The following is a 19,839-nucleotide window of genomic DNA, read 5'->3' as shown; positions in this document are numbered from 1 at the left end:
AGGGGAGAAGCGGATCGCAAGGCGCCACTTTACGTCGAGGCCACGGGAGCGTCGAGTTGCGCTGCGAACGGGGCAACGGTGATAAGCTCTCGATTCCGTCGCACCGGTCGGCGGCCTGGCAACTCGAGGAACACGGCAATGAAAGCTGGGTTGGGATGGCTGGCCATCGGCTGGCTGATAGTGACACTGAGCGCCTGCAATACCATGCATGGCCTGGGCAAGGACATCGAGCGTGGCGGCGAGAAGATCCAGAACGCTTCGCAATAGCGTTTTGGATGCCAAATCCGGGAGTTAGGCAAGATCTCGTACGCGTTAGCACGACTCTCTGCTATTTTGATGACAGGCCGATCACAAAACGGCCCGGATGGACCTCGTGTCCGTCTGCCCAAAACGTTAAGGAGGACGACATCATGAAACGCCTAATCGCTTTCTCTCTGTTCGCATTGTTCAGCGCAGGTATCCTGGCAGGCTGCAACACGGTCGACGGTGCCGGCAAGGATATCGAAAGCGGCGGTGAAGCCGTTCAGGACGCCGCCAGCTGACAGCCGAATGCCCGGTCCTCGACGGATCGGGCATTGGTTTCTTCCTTTCTCGTTTCTACATGGCCCGTTACCTCCCTCCGACGCGTGATATCGTCACCTTGTCGCCCCGGCAATCGTCGCTAGATCGGAGTCCGCCATGACCTCCCCCCTCTCCACCGAGTCCAGCCCGCAGGGGTACGAAAACGATCGCGAGCCGCTGACCGGCTACGATGATGCCAGCCCGCACGCGCTCGATACGCTGCCCGGGCCGCAGGAAGCTCCCGTTTCCATCGTCTTCAACGACACCGCCTACGCCACGGTGCTGGCGACGCCGCACCAGCTCGAGGCGCTGGCGGTCGGTTTCGCGTTCAGCGAGGGCGTGATCGACCGATACGCCGATGTCGAGTCGGTGGCGGTCGAAACCAGCCGCCACGGCTTTCGGGTCAGGCTGCGGGTGGCCGAGCGGATTGCCCGGCGGGCCGGCAGTCAGGCGCGGGCCACCCTGTCGACCAGCGGCTGCGGTGCCTGCGGAGTGCAGGAGGAGTCGCAACTGCTGTTCGGCCTGACCCGACTGCCTGTCACGTCGTTGCCGCCCGTCGCGAGCCTCGGCGCGGGATTGGACGCGCTGCGAACCGAGTCTTCGCCGGGTGTTCATCTGGCACTAGGCCTCTCCGAGCAGGGCCGGATTGACACCGTCGGCCGCGATATCGGGCGCCACAACGCACTGGACAAGGTAATTGGGGCCAGCCTGATGGCCGGTAGGATGCCGGCGCTGGTGATGACCTCCAGCCGTTGTAGCCTCGAACTGGTGCAGAAGAGCGTCCGGGCTCGGATTCCGGCGCTGGCGACGCTCTCCTATCCGTCCCGGCTCGCGGTCGAGGTCGCCCGCAGCTGCAATCTGACCCTGATCAACTGCCACCGCGGCAAGCGGCTCGAACTGTTGAGCCGCGGCGACGGCTGAGTCAGAACGTCGGCCCTGCTTCCTCTAAAGCCCTGCGCGTATCGGCCGATACGTTACCTCGTCCCGCGTGCCTGCTAGCTCCCGCCAGTTGTCGACAGCCGAAACGTTAGCGGCGTAATATACTTTTGTATTACGACCAACGTCTGCAGCGCGCTCGTCACTTCTCGCGGGCATCAGCCGCTTTGCGCCGACACCGGATCCCGAATCTCATGCCGACCCAAGCCGACCGTATCGCTGCGCGCCGGCGGGCATCCGTCCGCGATTTCCGGTCGTCACCGAACGTGTAAGGAACAGCATGTCCCAGTTTCAACGAGAGTCCCGTCCCGAGTCTCCCGCCGAGGATGCCCCAAGGGCCGCGTCGGCCAAGGCACCCAAGATATTCGACTATCACAACCCGGCCGGTGGCTGGGGCGCGCTGAAGTCGGTGGGCCGGCATCTGCTGCATAGCCGCTCGCCGGCACTCAACGCCCGCTCGCTGTTCAAGCTCAACCAGCCCGACGGGTTCGACTGCCCGGGTTGCGCCTGGGGCGATCCCGAGCACGGCTCGTCGTTCGAGTTCTGCGAGAACGGGGTCAAGGCAGTGACCTGGGAAGCGACCGCCAAGCGCGTCACCCGCCAGTTCTTCGCCAAGTACAGCGTCAGCGAACTCAAGACCTGGGACGACTATCGGCTGGAGGACCAGGGGCGTCTGGTCGAGCCGATGCGCTACAACGCCGAGACCGATCATTACGAGCCGGTGGCGTGGGACGAGGCGCTCGATCTGATCGCCGACGAGCTCAAGGCGTTGCCGACCCCGAACGATGGCATCTTCTACACCTCCGGCAAGGCGTGTAATGAATCCGCCTATGTGTTCCAGCTACTGGCGCGCCTGTTCGGGACCAACAACCTGCCGGACTGCTCCAACATGTGCCACGAAGCCAGCGGCGTGGCGCTCAACGCCGCGCTGGGCACCGGCAAGGGCAGCGCGCGGCTGGAGGATTTCGAGAAGGCCGAGGCGATCTTCGTGTTCGGCCAGAACCCGGGCACCAACCATCCGCGCATGCTCGGCGTGCTGCGCGAGGCGGCGGAACGCGGGGCGACCATCGTCACCTTCAATACCCTGAAGGAGCGTGGGCTGGAGAAATTCGCCGATCCGCAGAAGCCGCTGGAGATGCTGCATAACGGCAGCCATCGCATCAGCAGCCACTATTTCCGGCCCAAGTTGGGCGGCGACATGGCCGTGGTGCGGGGTATGGCCAAGGCGCTGTTCGCCCGCGATGCCGCCGGGGAGGCGGTGCTCGACCATGACTTCCTGAACCGGCACACCGCGCACCTGGAAGCCTACCGTGCTCGCGTCGAGGCGACCGAATGGGCGACGCTGGAAGCCCAGTCCGGCCTGACCCGGGAGGAGATGGAGCAGGCGGCCGAGCTCTATGCGCGCTCCAATGCCACCATCGCCTGCTGGGCCATGGGCATCACGCAGCACAAGCACTCCGTGCCGACGGTGCGCGAGATCGTCAACCTGCTGATGCTGCGCGGCAACCTCGGCAAGCCCGGTGCCGGCACCTCGCCGGTTCGCGGCCACTCCAACGTCCAGGGCGACCGCACCATGGGCGTCTTCGAAAAGCCGTCGAAGGCGCTGCTCGACGCGCTGGAGGCGAAATATGCGCGGCCGATGCCGCGTGAACATGGTGTCGACTCGGTGGCGGCGGTCGAGGCGATGCGTGACCAGCCGGGCAAGGTATTCATTGGCCTGGCCGGAAACTTCACCCGCGCCATTTCCGATAGCGTCGTCACCGAGAAGGCGATGGCCAACTGCCGCCTGACCGCCTTCATCAGTACCAAGCTCAACCGCAGTCATCTGGTGACCGGAGACCAGGCTCTGATCCTGCCGTGTATCGGCCGCAGCGAGATCGATCGCAATGCGGCCGGGAAGTCGCAGCTGATCACGGTGGAAGACTCGATGAGCATGGTTCACGGCTCGGCCGGGATCAACAAGCCGGCGGACCAGTCGCTGCGTTCCGAGATCGCCATCCTGACCGGCATTGCCGAGCGGTTGTTCGCCGATGCAGCGATCGCTGACGAGGTCATCGATTGGGCAGCGATGCGCGAGGACTACGATGTCATCCGCGAGCATATCGCCGCGGTGATTCCCGGGTTTCACGATTTCAATAGCCGCGTGCGCGTGCCGCGGGGCTTCTGGCTCGCCAACCCGGTGGCCGGGCTCGAGTTCGGCACCGCGACCGGCAGGGCCGAGTTCTCCGCTGACCCGCTGCCAGCGGCGGTGATGCACCAGCAGCTCGCCTCGCGCGAAGGGTGGCTGACGCTGCAGACGATGCGCTCCCACGATCAGTACAACACCACCGTCTACGGTTACGATGATCGCTATCGCGGCATCGAGGGCGGTCGCCAGGTGATCTTCCTCAACCGTGACGACATCGCGCGGCTCGGGTTCGAGGCCGGTCAGTGGGTCGACCTGGTGGGCGAGTCCGACGATGGCGTCGTCCGCCGTGTCGACGGCTTCAAGATCGTCGCCTACGACACCCCCCAGGGCTGCGCCGCGGCCTACTATCCGGAAACCAATCCGCTGATTCCGCTTTCCCACAAGGGCGATTTCAGCCACACCCCGGCCTCCAAGTCGATCGCCGTCAGGCTCGAGGCGAGCACGCGACTTGCCTGAACCGCTCGACCCGGAAACCCTGCAGGGTCGACTGGCGACGCTGCAGGCCGAACATCCCGAACTCGACCCGCTGGCGGCGCTGGTGCTGCTGGCGGTTCGCCACGCCGACGCGGCGGGCGACGGCGGCGTCTCCACGGCACGGGTGTCCCGTCGTCTGGGCCTCGAGCACGCGCTTGTCCGCCGGGCGGCGGCCGAACTCGAGAGCGACGGCTGGGTCACGGCCACGCCGGTCGGTGGCGCCAGTCCTGCCCTGCGGTTGATTTTGGCCACCACTTGCTGACTCAATGCCGGTATCGATGCACTTCACGATCACCGGAGAAGGAAGTCAGATGCCAGACGATCAACTGAAGGGACGAGTCGCCGTGGTCACCGGCGGCGGGGTGGGAATCGGTTTCGCCATCGCCCAGGCGCTGGCCGCTGCCGGGGCGCGAGTGGTGATCACCTATCGCTCCCACCAGCCCGATGCCGGGATGCTGGCAGCACTGGCCGCCAGCGGCGGCGAACCGGCGCTGGCGCGGTCGCTGGACGTGACCGACGAAACCGCCGTCGAGGGGTTCGCCAGCTGGCTGGCGGAGGAAGTCGGCGGTGTCGATATTCTGGTCAACAACGCCGGCGGCCTGATTCAGCGTTCGACCATCGAGGAGATGCCGTTCTCGCTGTGGCGTCGGGTACAGGCGCTCAACGTGGACTCGGTGTTTCTGGTCACCCACCATCTGCTTCCGCTGTTTCGCGATGGCGGGCGCGTCGTGACCGTCTCCTCGCTGGCCGGGCGCAACGGCGGCCACCCCGGCGCGACGGCCTACGCCACCGCCAAGGCGGCGCTGTTCGGCTTCACCCGGGGGCTGGCCAAGGAAGTGGCCGGTCGCGGTATCACCGTCAATGCGCTGGCGCCCGGCTTCATCGAGGCGACGCCGTTCCACGCCACCTTCACCACCGATGAATCGAAGCGCGCCACCCTCGAGACGATTCCCGCCGGGCGGGCCGGATTGCCCGAGGACGTCGCTTCGGCGGCGCTGTGGCTGGCCAGCGACGGTGCCGCTTTCGTCTCCGGCACCATCATCGACATCAACGGCGCCCAGTACTTTGGTTAACGGCACTTTGGCTGGCGGAGCTCGCTGAGAAAGTCGTCGAGGCAGCCAGCCAGCGCGTCGGGGCATTCGAGCATCGGGGTGTGGCCGGCATCGAGCGTCTCGAGCCTTGCATCGGCGATACCTGAAGCCAGGGCCCTGGCGTGTCGAAGCGAGCGTGCCGGGTCGCGGATGCCATGGATGACGAGCGTCGGACAGCGGATCTCGCCTAACCGCGAGGCGAGATCGAGGCGGCGCAGGCTGGTCATGGCGCGGTGGGGGCGTTCGGGGCCAGTGGCTAGGGCGTAGCGACGCAGGGCATCGCCGTGACGGTCCAGCGCTTCCCGTCCTACGCAGCGCAGCAGGAAGGTGTCGATGAAGGCCTCTCCCCACTGGGCCAGCAGGCGCTGCGGCAGATCGGGATCACCGTGATGGGCGGCGCTGGCGCCGGTATCGATCAGTACCAGGCCGTCGAGTCTATCGTCCAGCGCTGCCGCGACCTGCAACGCCACGACGCCGCCGGCCGAGTGGCCCACCAGCAGCCGGTAGCCGCGTTTCCGGGCGGGCCAGCGGGCAACGATCTCCCCGGCAGCAAGCTCCAGATCGCCGGCGCCCGGCCCGGCGAGCCAGTCGAGAGGTTCCCACGTCCAGCCCGCTTCCAGCGCTACCGGGGCGAAGATCGTCGGCGGCAGCAGCGTGCCGGGCAGGGCGGTCAGTCGACCGGCCGGACCGGCGACGCGATCAGCCACCGATGGCGCCGATCAGCCAGGCGAAGGCGAGCAGGATGATGCCGATACCCCAGGCCCACAGGAAGGTGAACTTGAGGTGCTCGCGCAGCTCGACGCCGGCCAGGCCGATGGCCAGATAGACGCTGGGCACCACCGGGCTGATGCTGAAGCCGGTGTTTTCGCCGATCAGCATCGCCCGGGCGACCGCCTCCACGGGGACGCCGGCGGCGGTGGCGATGTCGCGCACGATCGGCATCAGCGCGAAATAGTAGGCGTCCGGCGAGAACAGCATCCCCAGAGGCACACCGAAGAAGCCGACGATCAGGTGCAGTACGCTCGCCGAGCCCGCCGGTAGCAGCTCGATCAGCGCACCGGCCATGCCGTCGGACATGCCGGCGCCGGCCAGGATACCGAGCAGGATGCCGGCGGCGAGCATCACCAGCGCCATCTGCAGTGCATCGTTGGCATGCCTGGCCAGTTCCTTGCCCTGAGCTTCCGGACGGGGGTAGTTGAGCAGCAGGGCGATGCCGAGACCGACCATGAAGCTGGCGTAGAGCGGGAAGGCGCCGGTGAACAGGATCAGCAGAATGATCAGCGTCAGCCCCACGTTGGCCCAATAGCGCCAGTCGCTGAGCGGCAGGGCGGTTTCCCGCGGCGGCAGCAGGTAGGCGCTCATGTCGCCGCTGGCATGGCCGTGCCCGGTGACGCGGTTGTGGCGCTGCGCCTTGATGCCGAAGTAGCTCGCCAACCCCAGCAGCAGCACGATCCCCAGCGCCTGTACCGGTATCAGTGGCAACCACAGTTCCGAGGCGTCCACGCCGGCGGTAGCCGCGGCGCGGGCCGTGGGGCCACCCCAGGGCACCATGTTGATCACCCCGGCACTCAGCCCGACCAGGCAGAGCAGGATCAGCGGGCTCATGTTGAGGCGCTGGTAGAGCGGCAGGAAGGCCGGAATCGTGAGCAGGAAGGTCGCCGCGCCGACGCCGTCGAGATGGGCGATGGCGGCGACCAGCACGGTGACGATGGCGACTCTGAGCGGCTCGCCCCGGGTACGCTTGATCAGGAAGTTGACCAGCGGGTCGAACATCCCGCGTTCACGCATGATCCCGAAATAGAGGATGGCGAAGATGAACAGCGTCGCGGTCGGGGCGACGGCGGTCAGGCCATCCTTGATGAACCCACCGGTCTCGGCGGGGGTGAAGCCCGCCAGCAGGCTGGCAGCGACCGGAACGAGGGCGAACGCGACCACCGGGGTCAGTCGTTTGAGCAGTATCAGCGCGATGATGCCCAGCATCATCACGAATCCGAGCGTTGTTATCATGATGGCTCCGTGAGTTGGCGTAGGTTGGGGCGCTTGGGCGCCTCTTGGATGGGAACGGGGCCTATGGCACCGTCCTCCGCTGGCTGCCGATCGTCACGACGCGACGACCCCGGTCGCGTTCAATCCCCGGGCGAGGGCAGGCACATGCCCAGCAGCAGATAGCTCAGGCTCTTGCCGTGGCGGTCGAGGGTGGCGCTCTGGTTGACGCCGCCCTCCAGTGCACCCTCGATGACGAAGTTGATACCGGCGAGCTGGGGCAGGCAGTAGCGCGTGACCCTGGTCGGATGGCGATGGCCGAAGCGCGCCGCCACCGCATCTTCGGAGAGGTGTCGCTCGAGCCAGGCGTAGTGACGGCGCTCGAAGGCGAACACCGCCACGTTCAACGTGTTGCCCTTGTCGCCGGCGCGGGCGTGGGCGAAATCGGCGAGTAGCACGTCAGGTGTCATCGTCGGTACCTCATGGCCAGGTCACGAACGGTGTCACCCGTTCGCGCGCGATCAGGAAGGATCGGGTGCGCAGCGATTCGCCGAGCTGCCGGCGGACACCGCCGCCGCCGGCTGGCCCGTTGAGGTAGAGCGTCTCGAGCTCCTGCAGCGCCAGCTCGACGGCCTCGCGATCGCGATCGACGAGGCCCAGGCGCAGGCGGACGTCCTCGACGGCGGGGTCATCCTGCAGACGATCCGCCAGCCATTCGCCGCTGCCATCGTTGAACAGGCTGGCGACGCCGATCAGGTCGAAGTGGGGCCGCAGCGCCGGCAACCGGTCATCCAGCCGCTGGCGCAGAATGTCCATGGCCAGCCGGGCCCGCTCCACCGCGCCGGGGCCGGCGTAGGAGATACCCGCCTCGCCGAACCACAGCCCGCGCAGCCCCAGGTTGCCCTTCAGCGTCGCCGGGGCCGGATGGCCCTGAATACCGTGTATGGCGACGCGATCCGGGCCCACCGTTTCCAGGCTCGCCCGGGAGACATCGAGGGTGACGTCCGGGGTCAGGTAGGCCGCAGGGTCGTGAACCTCGTAGAGCAGTTGCTCCTTGACCGTCTGTTCGGTGACGCAGCCGCCGCTGCCCGCGGTCTTGGTGATGACCAGGCTGGCGTCGCTGCCGACTTCGGCGATCGGGCAGCCGAGGTGGGCGGGGTCGGGAATCGCCTTGCGTCCCGCATCGGCGAAATAGCCGCCGGTGACCTGGGTGCCGCACTCCAGCAGATGGCCGGCGGCCGTGGCCACCGCCAGGTGCTGCCAGTCGTCGGCTGCCCAGCCGTGGGCGTGGCGCAAGGCACCGACCACCATCGAAGGGTCCGCCAGCCGCCCGCCGATGACGATGTCCGCCCCTCCGAGAAGCGCCTCCGTGACCGCTTCCGCACCGATGTAGACGTTGCAGGAGACGATCTCCTCGCGTGGACAGTCGGCGGGAAGCCAATCGGCCGTGTCGTCGAGCGCCTCGCCCAGGTCGTCGCCCAGCACGCAGGCGATGCGGGCCTCGAGCCCCTGTGATTCGAGTTCTCGTCGCAGCCGACGCGCCGCCGCCACCGGGTTGGCGGCGCCGCCGTTGGTAATGATCGGGATGCCGTGAGTCAGGCAGGGCCGGAGGATCGGCGCGAGAAACGCGAACAGGTGCGTGGCGTAGCCAAGATCGGGGTCTTCCAGCCGCCGCAACTGAGCTTCGGCGAGAGTGCGTTCGGCCAGCAATTCGAAGAATAGATAGCGCGGGCCGTCGCGCTCGGCGAGTGCCGCCACCAGCGCGATCGCCGCGTCGGGGCGATCGCCGGCAAAGCCGGCACCGCAGCCGATATGCGCTATGCGTCGAGGGGAGGGGAGCATGAGGGATCCATGGCATCGAAGATCGAAAAACAATGGCGTAGCGCGACAGGATCAGGCAAAGCCATATATCTTATGAATTGATAAAAAATTTCGATTCGAGGGCGAGATGTTTCATCAGCGGCAGCTGCAGGCATTCGTGCGAACCGCCGAGTTGGCCAGCTTCACGCGGGCCGCGAAGGACATTCACCTGTCGCAGCCTGCGTTGAGCTATCTGATACGAAAGTTGGAAGGAGAACTGGGCATTGCGCTGTTTGCGCGCAATACCCGTACCGTGGTCCTGACTGAAGGTGGGGCGCTGTTTCTGGGCCACGCCCGGCGTATCCTCGCCGACATGTCGCTGGCGCTGGACGACACCCGCAACGTGCGCGAACTCGAGCAGGGAAAGGTCACGGTGGCCGGGCTGCCTTCGGTGGCCTCGTCGTTGCTGCCGCGGGCCATCGCCGCCTTTCGCAAGCGTCATCCCAAGGTGACCGTCGTCCTGCGCGACGGCTTGGCCGACCAGGTTCACCAGTGGGTGCGTCGCGGTGAGGTCGACATGGGGCTGGGGTCGCCTCTGCAACGGGACCGGGAGCTCGATTTCCAGCCGCTGTTTCACGACGATCTGCTGCTGATCACGCCGCCACGGGTGGTAAGACGCAGTGAATCGCCCTGGTACGGGCTCGACCAGATGCCCTACATCGCCATGGCCCCGGGCTCGAGCGCCAGGCACTACGCGGATCTGGCGATGGAGCACGCCGGCAGGCAGGTCGCGCCCAGCTGGGAGGTGAGCTTCATGAGCTCGGCGATCGCGATGGTGAGAGCGAAGCTCGGCTACGCGCTGCTGCCGGCCTCCAGCGTCGACGTCTTCAATCTCGACGACATCACCCGGTTGCCCGTCAACATGCAGGAGCCACGGGAAATCGGCATTCTCCGGCGCAAGCCGCTGCACGCCTCGCCGGCGCTGGAAGCCTTCCTTCGTCAGTTGCGCAAGCAGATCCCGCCCACCGATGACCTCTCCTCCGATGAGGCGGAGAGTACCGCCGGTCGGGGAAACACGGCATAAAGGGCTGGATGGGCATGTCACGTCGGTTCAGGGTGCCGGAGCGCAACTCCTCACCGGTACCTCATAGACTCGGGCTGACGCGAAACCTGCCATTCGAGGCCGCTTTCTAGACGTTCTCTCCGCTTCGCTTTCGCGCGCCTTACGCTTCGTGCGTTACGCCGCTCGTCAATCCCCTCGGCGCCGACTAGGCTTGGCCGCCGAACGAGTAGCGTCGCTCCAGCCGCTCGAACAGCAGGTCGGTGACGATCGCCAGCAGCCCGACCAGCAGCGCGCCCTGGATCACGTAGGCGAGGTTGTTGCCGACCAGACCGGCGATCAGCGGTGTGCCCAGGCTCTTGGCGCCGACGGTGGAGCCGATGGTGGCGGTGCCGATGTTGATGATCACCGAGACGCGAATGCCGGCGATGATCACCCGCATCGCCAGCGGCAGTTCGACGCGGCGCAGGATCTGCCAACGGCTCATGCCGTTGCCGCGGGCGGCCTCCAGCGTGGTCTGCGGTACCGTGCCGAGACCGGCGATGGTGTTCTGGATCACCGGCAGCAGGCCGTAGAGGGAGAGGGCGATGATGGTCGGGGCGAAGCCGAAGCCGGCCAGCGGAACGGCGATGGCGAGCACCGCGGCAGGCGGGAAGGTCTGGCCGATGGCGGCCAGCGACGACACCATCGGTTCGAACTCGCGCCCGACCGGGCGAGTGACGAACAGGCCGGCGGCGATGCCGATCGTCACCGAGATCAGCGACGACACCAGCACCAGCCCGATATGGGCCAGCATCAGGTTGAGGAAGCTGTCGCGGGCGTAGAGCGGGTTGCCGAGATCGGGAAACAGCGCCCGAAACAGCGGCTCGAGCTGGGCCATGCCCAGCGTCAGTGCGATCAGCAGCGCGATCAGCACAAACAGTACGCCGTTGCCGGCGGAAGCCGCCCGCCACTGTCGCGCGCTTCGAGCGACGCCGCTCATGACGCCGGCCCTCCGGCGCGTAGCCCGCCGTTCGACTCGATTCCCATGATGCCCTGCATGCCCACCTCGCCGACCAGCTTGCCGGTTTCATCGACGACCGGCAGCACCATCACGCGATACCAGACCATCCGCGAGAGCGCTTCCTTCATGCTCATCTCCGGCGTGGCGATCCACTCCGACCTGACGTCGGTGTGCTGATGCTGGTCGTCCAGCCGGGCGCCCTCGAGAACGATCGGCCGGCCGGCCTCGTCGAGTCGCCAGCAGTGATCGAGGCCGGGAAGCGTGGCGTGATGGGTCAGGCTCGGAGGCCGCTGGTACTGATGGACCCAGCGCCGCGAGAGCAGCTTGAGCCCCAGGTCGGCCTGGCCGAAGAACTCGCGAACGAAGTCGTCCGCGGGTTTCACCATCATCTCGATGGGGCGGTCGTACTGGACCAGCCTGCCGTTGTTGAGCAGCGCGATCCGGGTCGCCAGCTGCAGCGCCTCGTCCATGTCGTGGGTGACGAAGACGATGGTCTTGCCGGTCTGGCCATGAACCCGACGCATCTCCGCCTGGAGCGCCTCGCGGGTGATCGGGTCGACCGCGCCGAACGGCTCGTCCATCAGCAGCACTTCCGGATCGGCGGCGAGCGCGCGAGCCACGCCGACGCGCTGCGCCTGGCCGCCGGAGAGCTGGTGCGGGTACTTGTGGCGGAACTCGGCCGGATCGAGGTGGAACATCGCCATCAGTTCGTCGACCCGGTCGTCGATACGGGACTTCGACCATTTCAACAGCTGCGGCACGGTGGCGATATTCCGGGCCACGCTCCAGTGCGGGAACAGCCCGGTCGACTGGATGGCGTAGCCGATCCGTCGCCTGAGCTGCTCGGCCGGTAGCTCGGTCACGTCGTCGCCGTTGAGAATGATCCGGCCACTGCTCAGCGGCACCAGCCGGTTGATCATCTTCAGGGTGGTCGACTTGCCACAGCCGGAAGGGCCGATCAGCACGCCGAACTCACCGGTCTCCAGCGTCATCGAGACGTCCTCGACGACGTTCTTGCCCGCGTAGGTCTTGGTCAGCCCTTGCAATTCAATCATGGGTCTTTCCTGATCGGTGCCTGAAACGGCGTCAGCGAGTACCGGATGGACGGCTCAGGCTGACCAGAATCTGCAGCGCAAAGTCGGCGATGACCGCCAGCACGATGGTCGGGATGGCGCCCAGCAGCACCAGGTCGATGGCGTACTGGCCCAGCCCCTGGAAGATGAAGGCGCCGAAGCCGCCGGCCCCGATCAGGGCGGCGACCACCACCAGCCCGATCGCCTGGACGGTGACGATGCGCAGCCCCGACAGGATCACCGGTAGCGCCAGCGGGATCTCCACCCGCCACAAGATCTGGCGCGGCGTCATGCCCATGCCGCGGGCCGCCTCCAGGGCGCCGGTCGAGACACCGGCGAGGCCGGAGTAGGTGTTGCGCACGATCGGCAGCAGCGAATAGAGCACCAGGGCGATGATCGCCGGCGCCACGCCGATACCGCTGACCCCCAGCTCGCCCAGCCACGGTACCGCCCGGCCGAGCGCCGAGAGCGGTGCGATCAGCAGCCCGAACACCGCGATCGACGGTAGCGTCTGGAACACGTTGAGCACACTGAACAGGCCGTTGCGCAGGCGGGCCCGACGATTGGCCAGCAGGCCCAGCGGCAGCCCGACCAGCAGGGCGGGCAGCAGCGCACCGCCGACCAGCAGCAGGTGTCGCACCAGCTGGTCGATGAAGTTGTCCCGCTGGTTGGCGAATTCGCGCATGATCGACAGCGGCGAGAGCAGCTCGCCGGAGAAACAGACGCCGATCACCGCCAGCGCCGCGACGCCGTAGAGGGCGCGCCCCGCCGGGCCGAGACGCAGCCGTTGCAGCGCATCGATGGCGATCAGCGCGCTGGCGAACAGCAGGATCCAGAAGGTCGCGCCCTGCGACACGCGCGCGGCCGGCGAGGCGTCGGCCAGGGCGCCATGGGCGTAGGCCCCGAGCGCCTGGAGATCGAGCGCCAGCAGCGGTAGCGTGGCGCCCAGCGACAGCCACAGCGCGAGGCGTCGGGGCAGCGGTCCGGCCTGCGCCGCGACCAGCAGCAGGAGTCCGATCAGCGCGAAGGCCGCGAATTGCCAGCCGGCCAGCGCCTGCCACAGCATGACCGGTTGGCCCGACACCAGCCGATTGGGGGACAGGCTGGCAAACGGCAGCATCACGACGCTGGCGACGGCCGCAATCAGCAGCGTCGCCAGCACTCGGTTGCCGACCCATCGGCGTCGTTCGGGAAGCGCCACGATCGAACTCAGTCCAGCAGGCCTTGCTCGGTCAGATAGTCATGGGCAACCTGATCGGCCGGCAGCCCGTCGACCTGGATCTTGCCGTTCAGCGTCTGCAGCGTCTCGCGGTCGAGGGATTCGAATACCGGCTTCAGCAGTTCCGCGATCTGGGGATAGGTGTCGAGCACCGACTGACGCACCACCGGGGCCGGCTCGTAGACCATCTGCACGCCCTTGGGATCGTCCATCACCTTGAGTTCGGCGGCGGCGATGGCGCCGTCGGTGCCGTAGACCATGGCGGCGTTGGTGCCGCTGGTGCCCTCGGCAGCGGCACGGATGGTGGCGGCAGTGTTGCCGCCCGAGAGCACCAGCAACTGGTCTTCGTCGAGCGTGAAGTCGTAGGCGCGCTGGAAGCTGGGCAGCGCCGCATCGCTCTCGACGAATTCGGCCGAGGCGGCCAGCTTGATCTCGCCACCGTCACTGACCCACTGGCCGAAATCGGCCATGGTGGACAGGTCGTTGTCGTCGGCCACGTCCTGGCGTACGGCGATGGCCCAGGTGTTGTTGGCCGGCGCCGGCGTCAGCCAAGCCAGCTGATGCGCCTCGCTGTCGGCAGCCTTGATCTTGTCGTAGCCCGCCTGCTCGTCCTTCCAGGCCGGATCGTCGGTCGTGTCGGTGAAGAACGCGCCGTTGCCGGTGTATTCGGGGTAGAGATCGATATCGCCCGCCACCAGCGCCTGGCGCACGATGTTGGTGGGGCCGAGCTGCAGCCGACTATCGACCGGCAGGTCAGCGTTTTCCAGGACATCGACGATCATGTTGCCGAGCAGGGAGCCCTCGGTATCGATCTTGGAGGCGACGCGAATCGGCTGCTGGTCGTCCTGCGCCACGGCTTGACCCACGCCGAGGCTGGCGGTGATCGCCGCGGCGGCGATGGAGGTGATGAGGCGAACGGAGAGCGACGGGCGCATGGTGGCGTTCCTTTGCGATCGATGAGCTTGAAGACTCGGTTGTTTTGGGTCGTCCGTCCGGGACGGCTCTGCGTGGCTGACCGGGACAAGGGCCGGTCAATGAGAGTTTGAGTCTAGCGGCACTGCGCCGGGTCGACCAGCCGATGCCGAGTTCGGCGTGACCTGCTAGGCTTGGCGGACCCAATGTGGCGCCCGGCTCAGCGCGCCTCAATCAACGAGAGCGGTTTCTCCAGCAAGGAGCAAGGCATGAAAATTTCCGGTGCGGCGCTGATCGTGAGTGGCTTTCTATTGGCGGGTTGCAGCACGGCACCCAAGCCCGACGAGGCGCCTCTGCCCCCCGACGTGAAGCCGGTTCCCGAGGATGCCTGCGGTGCTCAGACGGTGGGTAGCCTGGTCGGGGAAACCCTCACCGATGCGCTGCGGGCGGATATCGCGGACCGATCACGGGCCTCCGAGATTCGAGTCATCGAGCCCGGCAAGGGCTACACCATGGACTACCGTGCGGAGCGGCTCGATATCAAGGTCGACGATCAGCGCATGATCACGGATATCTCCTGCGGTTGATCGCGGCAACAGCGGACTTCGAGGGCCGAACCATTCGGCCCTTTTCTTTCACGCAGCGGGCCCTGCCGGGGAGGTTGCCATGCTACGTACCGAGATCATCACCGAGGGAACGCTGACCTGTTTTTCTCCCGGACTGCAATACGAGGACGGCTCGCCGGTCAACGTCGAGGTGTCGGCGGTGGTCTTCGACGGCCATCGTCTGCTGCTGGCCAGCGACAAGCCGATTCCGGGAGAGGGGCGCTCGGCCGTCTTCGCCTTCGATCTGGTGGAGGGAGTGCCGGATCCCGATAGCCATCGATTCCTGACCGCCGATGCCATCCGGCGCGCGGTCAAGTACGAGGACTTCGCCCTGACCGTCGATGGGCGCTACATCCTGGCGACCACCGGATTCGACCGCATCGACGACGAGAGTCACGATCTCAACGTCTACAATCACCTGCTGATCTGGCCGGTGGGCGAGCCGGAGCGGGTGCAGGTCGTGGATCCGGATCCCCGCGACGGTGTCGAGGGGTCGCTGGAGCTGCGTCGCAAGCTCGACGATGCCATCGGCCTGCCGTACTACAAGATCGAGGGGCTGGCGGCGGTTCCGGCCTCGCCTGAGCTGGACGAACCCTGTGATGGGCTGTTGCTGTTCGGCGTTCGAGAGCAGGGGCGCGCGCACGATGATTTCGATTACGTGGCTCGCGTGGTGGGCGTTCACTATCGGACGACGGCCGCCGGCAACCTGGAGTTCGTCGACGAACTCCGCGAGCGCTACCGCTTCGACCCCTCGGAGTACGCGGGTGTCCGCCACATCTGCGGTCTATCGAGCCTCGAATACGATCCCTTCAACGATCGCCTCTATCTCATGGCCAGTTTCGAGGTGGCGGACGAGCATGGCGAGCAGATCGGCGGCTACCTGTGGTCGATGGCACTGGCCGATCTGAGTCGCGGGACCCCGCCCTCGATCGTGGAGGACGTTCACGGGGAGGTGCTGGAGTTCGAGCACAAGGCTGAGGGGTTGGCGGTGCTCGACGCCGAGCGGCTGTTCGTGGCCTACGACAACGATCGCGACATGTCTCTGGGCCGAATCGACCAGCGGGACGAACGGGAAGCGTGCGAAGCGCCCTACACGCTATTGCGAATCGTGCCATGACGGCGGCAACGCTGGCGATCCGATGTGCGCCGAGGCGCCTTGCCGCAGACCACGACGGGAGAGCGAGATCATCATGCTGAAGGATTCCCCGCGGGCCTATGGTCGAGTGACGCGAATCCTGCACTGGCTGGTCGCGGTGCTGATCGTCACGCAATTGAGCAGTGTGTTCGTCAACGCCCTGTGGAAGGACAATGCCTTCAGCCAGGCGATCTTCCCGTGGCATACCACCATCGGGGTGAGCGTGCTGATCCTGATGGCGGTTCGCACATCGTGGTCGCTTTCCCAGCGCCGGCGTCGCCCGCGCCACGAAGGCGGGCTGCAGCGCCTGGCCATCGTCGGCCACGTGGTGATGTATGCGTTGCTGATACTGATGCCGCTGTCGGGTGCCTTGATGACCTGGGGCATGGGGTACGGCGTCCATCTCTTCGGCAAGGCCTGGTTCGAAGGCGCCGATGCGCCCTGGGCCGCCAGCTTCGGTGGCCTGCACGGCACGTTTGCCTGGCTGCTGACGCTCATGATCGTCGGCCACGTCTGCATGGCGATGTACCACCACTTCCGGCTTCGAGATGGCACCTTGCGCCGGATGCTGGGGCCGGCGCCCGACTGATTCGCCGGTTCAGCCCCCGCCAGTCGGTTCGGCGGTGTCGTCGTGCCGGGTTCGCGGCTCGCTGAGCTCACTTTTCCAACGCTTGATGGCGACCTGCTCTTTGAGCAGCTCCAGCATGTCGATCAGCACCTGCTGGGTCACCCGGTCGGTCTTGTCGTCGACCTGCAGCCAGGCGTCGAGACCGCTGCCGACCAGGTCGGTCATCAACGAGTGGAAATGCGGCGAGCGCAGACCATCGATGGCCTCGTGGACGACGCGACTGGCAATGTCGCTGAGGCTGCGTTCGATGCTCTCCGCCACGGCATCGCCCATGGGCAGGCGCCGTAGCCGCCGCAGCTCCTCGTTCTCCTCCATCGTCCTGGCCACCAGCGCCGCGACATAGCGGTGCACCTGCTGGTGATTTTCGGCGTAGCCCTTGCTGACGGTGCGCTCCAGCCGGCTGGCGATCTCGTCGACGAGGGCCGCCTTGCGCGGCTGGATCACCTCGTTCGAAATGCGCTGGGTCAGGTGTTTGCTGTTGCGGATCTCCTTCTGCAGATCGCCGAGCAGGTTGATGGCGACCCGGTCGGAGATCTCTTCCATCAGCACACCGTAATAGGTGCGATAGAAGCGATAGAGACGCCAGCGCGTCACGTCGATGAGGCCCAGGCGCTGCAGCCGGATCAGCAGCGAGATGACACGCAGCACGCGCAGCAGGCGGAATCCGGCCAGGGGGATGCAGCCGAGCACGTCGTACCAGTGCACGAACGGATAGAAGAACCAGCGGGCATAGCGGCGCTGGGCGATGGCGATGGCCCAGCCCAGCAGCACGTCGAGCAGGAAGATGGCGACGAAACAGAGGTCGATCTCGACGAAATTGGCTCTGATGTAGGTGTCGTAGGCGGCATGAAGACCCGGCGCCACGGCGCCGAAAGCGCTGTTGAGCGGCGGGATCAGGAACAGGCTGTCGAACAGCAGCAGTGCCAGGTTGATCGCCACCAGCACGACGACGGCAAGATCCCAGATCATCAACAGCCGCTCGCCGAGCGGACTGGACCGCCTGGCGGTGCGGGCTTGATGGAATTCGGTTTCAGGCATCGAACATCCTTGTTCGTCGGGCGTTCAGGCCGGCGACGATATCGCGGGAGGGTGAAATGTCACTGTCCGGCCGGATAGGCCTTGAGATGCTCGGCCATGGCGTTGCGCTCTTCCTCGGCTTCCTGCTTGCGCAGCTTCTTGCGCAGTGCCGCCTTCTCGAAGCGTAGCTTCTGCAGTGGGGTCTTCAATTCCAGCGACGGTACCGGGACGGGATTGCCGTCATGGTCGACGGCGACCATGGTCAGGTAGCAGCTGTTGGTGTGGCGTATCACCCGTTCCTGAATCGATTCGGCCAGCACCTTGATGCCGACCTCCATCGACGAGCGGCCGACGTGATTGATCATCGCCAGGAAGGTCACCAGTTCGCCGACGTGGATCGGCTGCTTGAACAGGACCTGGTCGACGGAAAGCGTCACCACGTAGCTGCCGGCATAGCGGCTGGCGCAGGCGTAAGCGACTTCGTCGAGCTTCTTGAGAATCGCCCCGCCATGCACCTTGCCACTGAAGTTGGCCATGTCGGGGGTCATGAGTACGGTCATCGACAGCTCGTGCTGTCGGGGCAGGTCATCGGGCGTCACGGTATCCTCGGGGTCGTCTGGTGCGTGTTGTTATGCGCCAGATGTACCACGTTTGGCCCGGACTGCCCATCGATCGTCCCGCCGGTTCCCTCGCGCCGGCTCTCGGGCGCGAGGGCGGCGAGCTAGATCAGGGTCAGCCCCAGCCCGATGACCACCCCCGTGACCGCCAGCTGGATCAGGCAGAATCCCATGATGTCCTTGGCCTTGAGACCGGCGATGGCGAGCACCGGCAGGGCCCAGAACGGCTGCAGCAGATTGGTCCAGGCATCGCCCCAGGCCACGCCCATGGCAACGCGCGAGACATCGGCACCCAGCGCCTGGGCCGCGGGCAACATGACCGGCGCCTGAACCGCCCACTGGCCGCCACCGGAGGGCACGAACAGGTTGACGATACCGGCACTGATGAACGACCAGAACGGCAGCGTATCGGCAGTGGCGATGGCGACGAACATCTCCGAGAGCGACTGCGCCAGACCGGACTGCATCATGATGCCCATGATGCCGGCATAGAACGGAAACTGGATCACGATCCCGGCGCCGCCCCTGATGGCCTCGTTGAGGCTGGCAAGCAGGCTGCGCGGCGTGCGATGGAACACGATGGCGAGTGACAGGAACAGGAAGTTGACGCTGTTGAGATTGAGCCCGCCGCCGGCAAAGACGAAGTAGTGGATCAGGTAGAGCAGTCCCGGCACGCCCACCAGCAGCGACAGCAGGGTACTGTTTTCCAGTCGCTCGGCGGGTCGCTGGGCCCGAGTGGCGTCCGGGGCCTCCGGTTCCGAGAGCTGGTCACGGCTGACGAAAACGCTCTCGTTCTCCGGTGGCAGCATCCAGCGATTGATCAACGGCATGATGACGAACAGCGCCACGACGATGGCCAGGTTGTAGCCGGCGAAGATCGTCTGCGAGGTGGGAATGATGCCGATCTGGGCCTCGCTGAAGTGCCCCGGCGTGGCGATGGTCAGCGGGATCGAGCCGGCCAGGCCGCCGTGCCACACCACGAAACCGGAGTAGGCGCTGGCGATCAGCAGGCGGTAATCGACCCGTATCTGTCGCGCCAGCGCCTTGGCGAACAGCGCCCCGATGACCAGCCCGAAGCCCCAGTTGATCCAGCTCGCGGCGAGCGATACCAGGGTCACCAGAATGATCGCGCCGGCGGGCGTCCGGGCGGTGGCGGCGAGCCTGTCCAGCAGGCGCTTGATCGGTGGCGAGTTGGCGAGCATGAACCCGGTCACCAGCACCATCAGCATCTGCATCGAGAACGACAGCAGTCCCCAGAACCCGTCGCCCCAGTACTGCATGACCGCCAGTGGCGATTGTCGTTCGAGCAGCATCGCCGCCAGTGCGGCGACGATCGTCAGCAGCAGTACGAAGATGTAGGGGTCGGGCAGGTAGCGCTCGACCAGCTTGACCGCCGGGCGGGAGAGGCGCTGCAGCATGAGGGGTATCTCGTCGGTGAACGTTGGGGAGACACTGCATCAATGGCCAAGCAGGCGAATCGGTTTCGTTGCGCGGTGCCAGTCCGAGCGCAATCCTCGCCTATCACCCATATGCTCCG

General features: G+C 66.2%; 21 protein-coding genes. 10 read left to right on the top strand and 11 right to left on the bottom strand.

Going from position 1 to position 19,839, the window contains the following annotated elements; translation table 11 throughout:
* Window positions 1-138: 138 nt before the first annotated feature.
* From AAGT95_RS02580 to AAGT95_RS02555, 6 genes are all read left to right on the top strand, one after another.
* Window positions 139-267 (top strand): entericidin A/B family lipoprotein, encoded by a 129-nt coding sequence (locus tag AAGT95_RS02580; RefSeq protein ID WP_110707968.1) that lies wholly within the window; start codon window positions 139-141, stop codon window positions 265-267.
* 143 nt (window positions 268-410) lie between these two features.
* Window positions 411-542, top strand: a complete 132-nt coding sequence (locus AAGT95_RS02575) for an entericidin A/B family lipoprotein (RefSeq protein ID WP_075562204.1) — start codon at window positions 411-413, stop codon at window positions 540-542.
* 136 nt (window positions 543-678) lie between these two features.
* Window positions 679-1,482, top strand: coding sequence for a formate dehydrogenase accessory sulfurtransferase FdhD (locus AAGT95_RS02570; protein ID WP_342595420.1), 804 nt, complete (start codon window positions 679-681; stop codon window positions 1,480-1,482).
* A gap of 295 nt (window positions 1,483-1,777) precedes the next feature.
* Entirely contained in the window at window positions 1,778-4,141 is a 2,364-nt protein-coding gene (locus AAGT95_RS02565) for an FdhF/YdeP family oxidoreductase (protein WP_342595419.1), read from the top strand.
* Complete coding sequence (locus AAGT95_RS02560) at window positions 4,134-4,421, top strand: MarR family transcriptional regulator (protein ID WP_110598058.1); 288 nt, start codon at window positions 4,134-4,136, stop codon at window positions 4,419-4,421. Before AAGT95_RS02565 ends, AAGT95_RS02560 begins: the two co-directional genes overlap by 8 nt.
* A gap of 49 nt (window positions 4,422-4,470) precedes the next feature.
* On the top strand, window positions 4,471-5,232 hold the full coding sequence (locus AAGT95_RS02555) for an SDR family NAD(P)-dependent oxidoreductase (RefSeq protein WP_342595418.1): 762 nt from the start codon (window positions 4,471-4,473) through the stop codon (window positions 5,230-5,232).
* Here the strand turns inward: AAGT95_RS02555 and AAGT95_RS02550 are convergent.
* From AAGT95_RS02550 to AAGT95_RS02535, 4 genes are all read right to left on the bottom strand, one after another.
* Window positions 5,229-5,957, bottom strand: a complete 729-nt coding sequence (locus AAGT95_RS02550) for an alpha/beta hydrolase (RefSeq protein ID WP_342595417.1) — start codon at window positions 5,955-5,957, stop codon at window positions 5,229-5,231. The two genes, AAGT95_RS02555 and AAGT95_RS02550, sit on opposite strands and share 4 nt — an antisense overlap.
* Entirely contained in the window at window positions 5,950-7,257 is a 1,308-nt protein-coding gene (locus tag AAGT95_RS02545; RefSeq protein ID WP_110598055.1) for a CitMHS family transporter, read from the bottom strand. Before AAGT95_RS02545 ends, AAGT95_RS02550 begins: the two co-directional genes overlap by 8 nt.
* Window positions 7,258-7,376: 119 nt before the next feature.
* Window positions 7,377-7,703, bottom strand: a complete 327-nt coding sequence (locus AAGT95_RS02540) for an AtuA-related protein (RefSeq protein WP_110707962.1) — start codon at window positions 7,701-7,703, stop codon at window positions 7,377-7,379.
* Between the two features lie 10 nt (window positions 7,704-7,713).
* Window positions 7,714-9,075: an acyclic terpene utilization AtuA family protein gene (locus AAGT95_RS02535; protein ID WP_342595416.1), complete on the bottom strand. Its 1,362-nt coding sequence runs from the start codon at window positions 9,073-9,075 to the stop codon at window positions 7,714-7,716.
* 106 nt (window positions 9,076-9,181) lie between these two features.
* Here AAGT95_RS02535 and AAGT95_RS02530 point away from each other — a divergent pair, with 106 nt between their 5' ends.
* Window positions 9,182-10,117: a LysR family transcriptional regulator gene (locus tag AAGT95_RS02530; RefSeq protein WP_110598052.1), complete on the top strand. Its 936-nt coding sequence runs from the start codon at window positions 9,182-9,184 to the stop codon at window positions 10,115-10,117.
* A 184-nt stretch (window positions 10,118-10,301) separates the two neighbouring features.
* Here the strand turns inward: AAGT95_RS02530 and AAGT95_RS02525 are convergent, their stop codons facing one another.
* The 4 genes from AAGT95_RS02525 to osmF are packed head-to-tail and all read right to left on the bottom strand — an operon-like array spanning window position 10,302 to window position 14,323.
* A complete protein-coding gene (locus tag AAGT95_RS02525; RefSeq protein WP_342595415.1) occupies window positions 10,302-11,075 on the bottom strand; it encodes an ABC transporter permease in 774 nt (257 codons plus the stop codon).
* Window positions 11,072-12,151 carry an ABC transporter ATP-binding protein gene (locus tag AAGT95_RS02520; protein ID WP_342595414.1) on the bottom strand — a complete coding sequence of 360 codons (1,080 nt, stop codon included), beginning with the start codon at window positions 12,149-12,151 and terminating at the stop codon, window positions 11,072-11,074. Before AAGT95_RS02520 ends, AAGT95_RS02525 begins: the two co-directional genes overlap by 4 nt.
* Before the next feature lie 31 nt (window positions 12,152-12,182).
* Complete coding sequence (locus AAGT95_RS02515; RefSeq protein ID WP_342595413.1) at window positions 12,183-13,370, bottom strand: ABC transporter permease; 1,188 nt, start codon at window positions 13,368-13,370, stop codon at window positions 12,183-12,185.
* A gap of 8 nt (window positions 13,371-13,378) precedes the next feature.
* Entirely contained in the window at window positions 13,379-14,323 is a 945-nt protein-coding gene (gene osmF / locus AAGT95_RS02510) for a glycine betaine ABC transporter substrate-binding protein OsmF (RefSeq protein ID WP_110598048.1), read from the bottom strand.
* 246 nt (window positions 14,324-14,569) lie between these two features.
* On the opposite strand from osmF, the gene AAGT95_RS02505 reads away from it, so the two are divergent.
* From AAGT95_RS02505 to AAGT95_RS02495, 3 genes are all read left to right on the top strand, one after another.
* Window positions 14,570-14,887, top strand: a complete 318-nt coding sequence (locus tag AAGT95_RS02505; RefSeq protein WP_110598047.1) for an I78 family peptidase inhibitor — start codon at window positions 14,570-14,572, stop codon at window positions 14,885-14,887.
* 79 nt (window positions 14,888-14,966) lie between these two features.
* Window positions 14,967-16,022, top strand: a complete 1,056-nt coding sequence (locus AAGT95_RS02500) for a hypothetical protein (protein ID WP_342595412.1) — start codon at window positions 14,967-14,969, stop codon at window positions 16,020-16,022.
* A gap of 73 nt (window positions 16,023-16,095) precedes the next feature.
* Entirely contained in the window at window positions 16,096-16,629 is a 534-nt protein-coding gene (locus AAGT95_RS02495; protein WP_342595411.1) for a cytochrome b, read from the top strand.
* A 9-nt stretch (window positions 16,630-16,638) separates the two neighbouring features.
* Here the strand turns inward: AAGT95_RS02495 and AAGT95_RS02490 are convergent, their stop codons facing one another.
* From AAGT95_RS02490 to AAGT95_RS02480, 3 genes are all read right to left on the bottom strand, one after another.
* Window positions 16,639-17,706 carry an ion transporter gene (locus tag AAGT95_RS02490; RefSeq protein WP_342595410.1) on the bottom strand — a complete coding sequence of 356 codons (1,068 nt, stop codon included), beginning with the start codon at window positions 17,704-17,706 and terminating at the stop codon, window positions 16,639-16,641.
* Window positions 17,707-17,765: 59 nt separating this feature from the next.
* Window positions 17,766-18,245: an acyl-CoA thioesterase gene (locus AAGT95_RS02485; protein ID WP_110598044.1), complete on the bottom strand. Its 480-nt coding sequence runs from the start codon at window positions 18,243-18,245 to the stop codon at window positions 17,766-17,768.
* A 161-nt stretch (window positions 18,246-18,406) separates the two neighbouring features.
* Window positions 18,407-19,720: a short-chain fatty acid transporter gene (locus AAGT95_RS02480; protein WP_342595409.1), complete on the bottom strand. Its 1,314-nt coding sequence runs from the start codon at window positions 19,718-19,720 to the stop codon at window positions 18,407-18,409.
* Between the last annotated feature and the right edge of the window lie 119 nt (window positions 19,721-19,839).

The sequence above is a fragment of the Salinicola lusitanus genome (assembly GCF_038648475.1).
Classification (GTDB): Bacteria; Pseudomonadota; Gammaproteobacteria; order Pseudomonadales; family Halomonadaceae; genus Salinicola; species Salinicola lusitanus.
The sequence above is the reverse complement of the archived record's forward strand: the minus strand, read 5'-3'. Positions and strand labels throughout refer to the sequence as shown.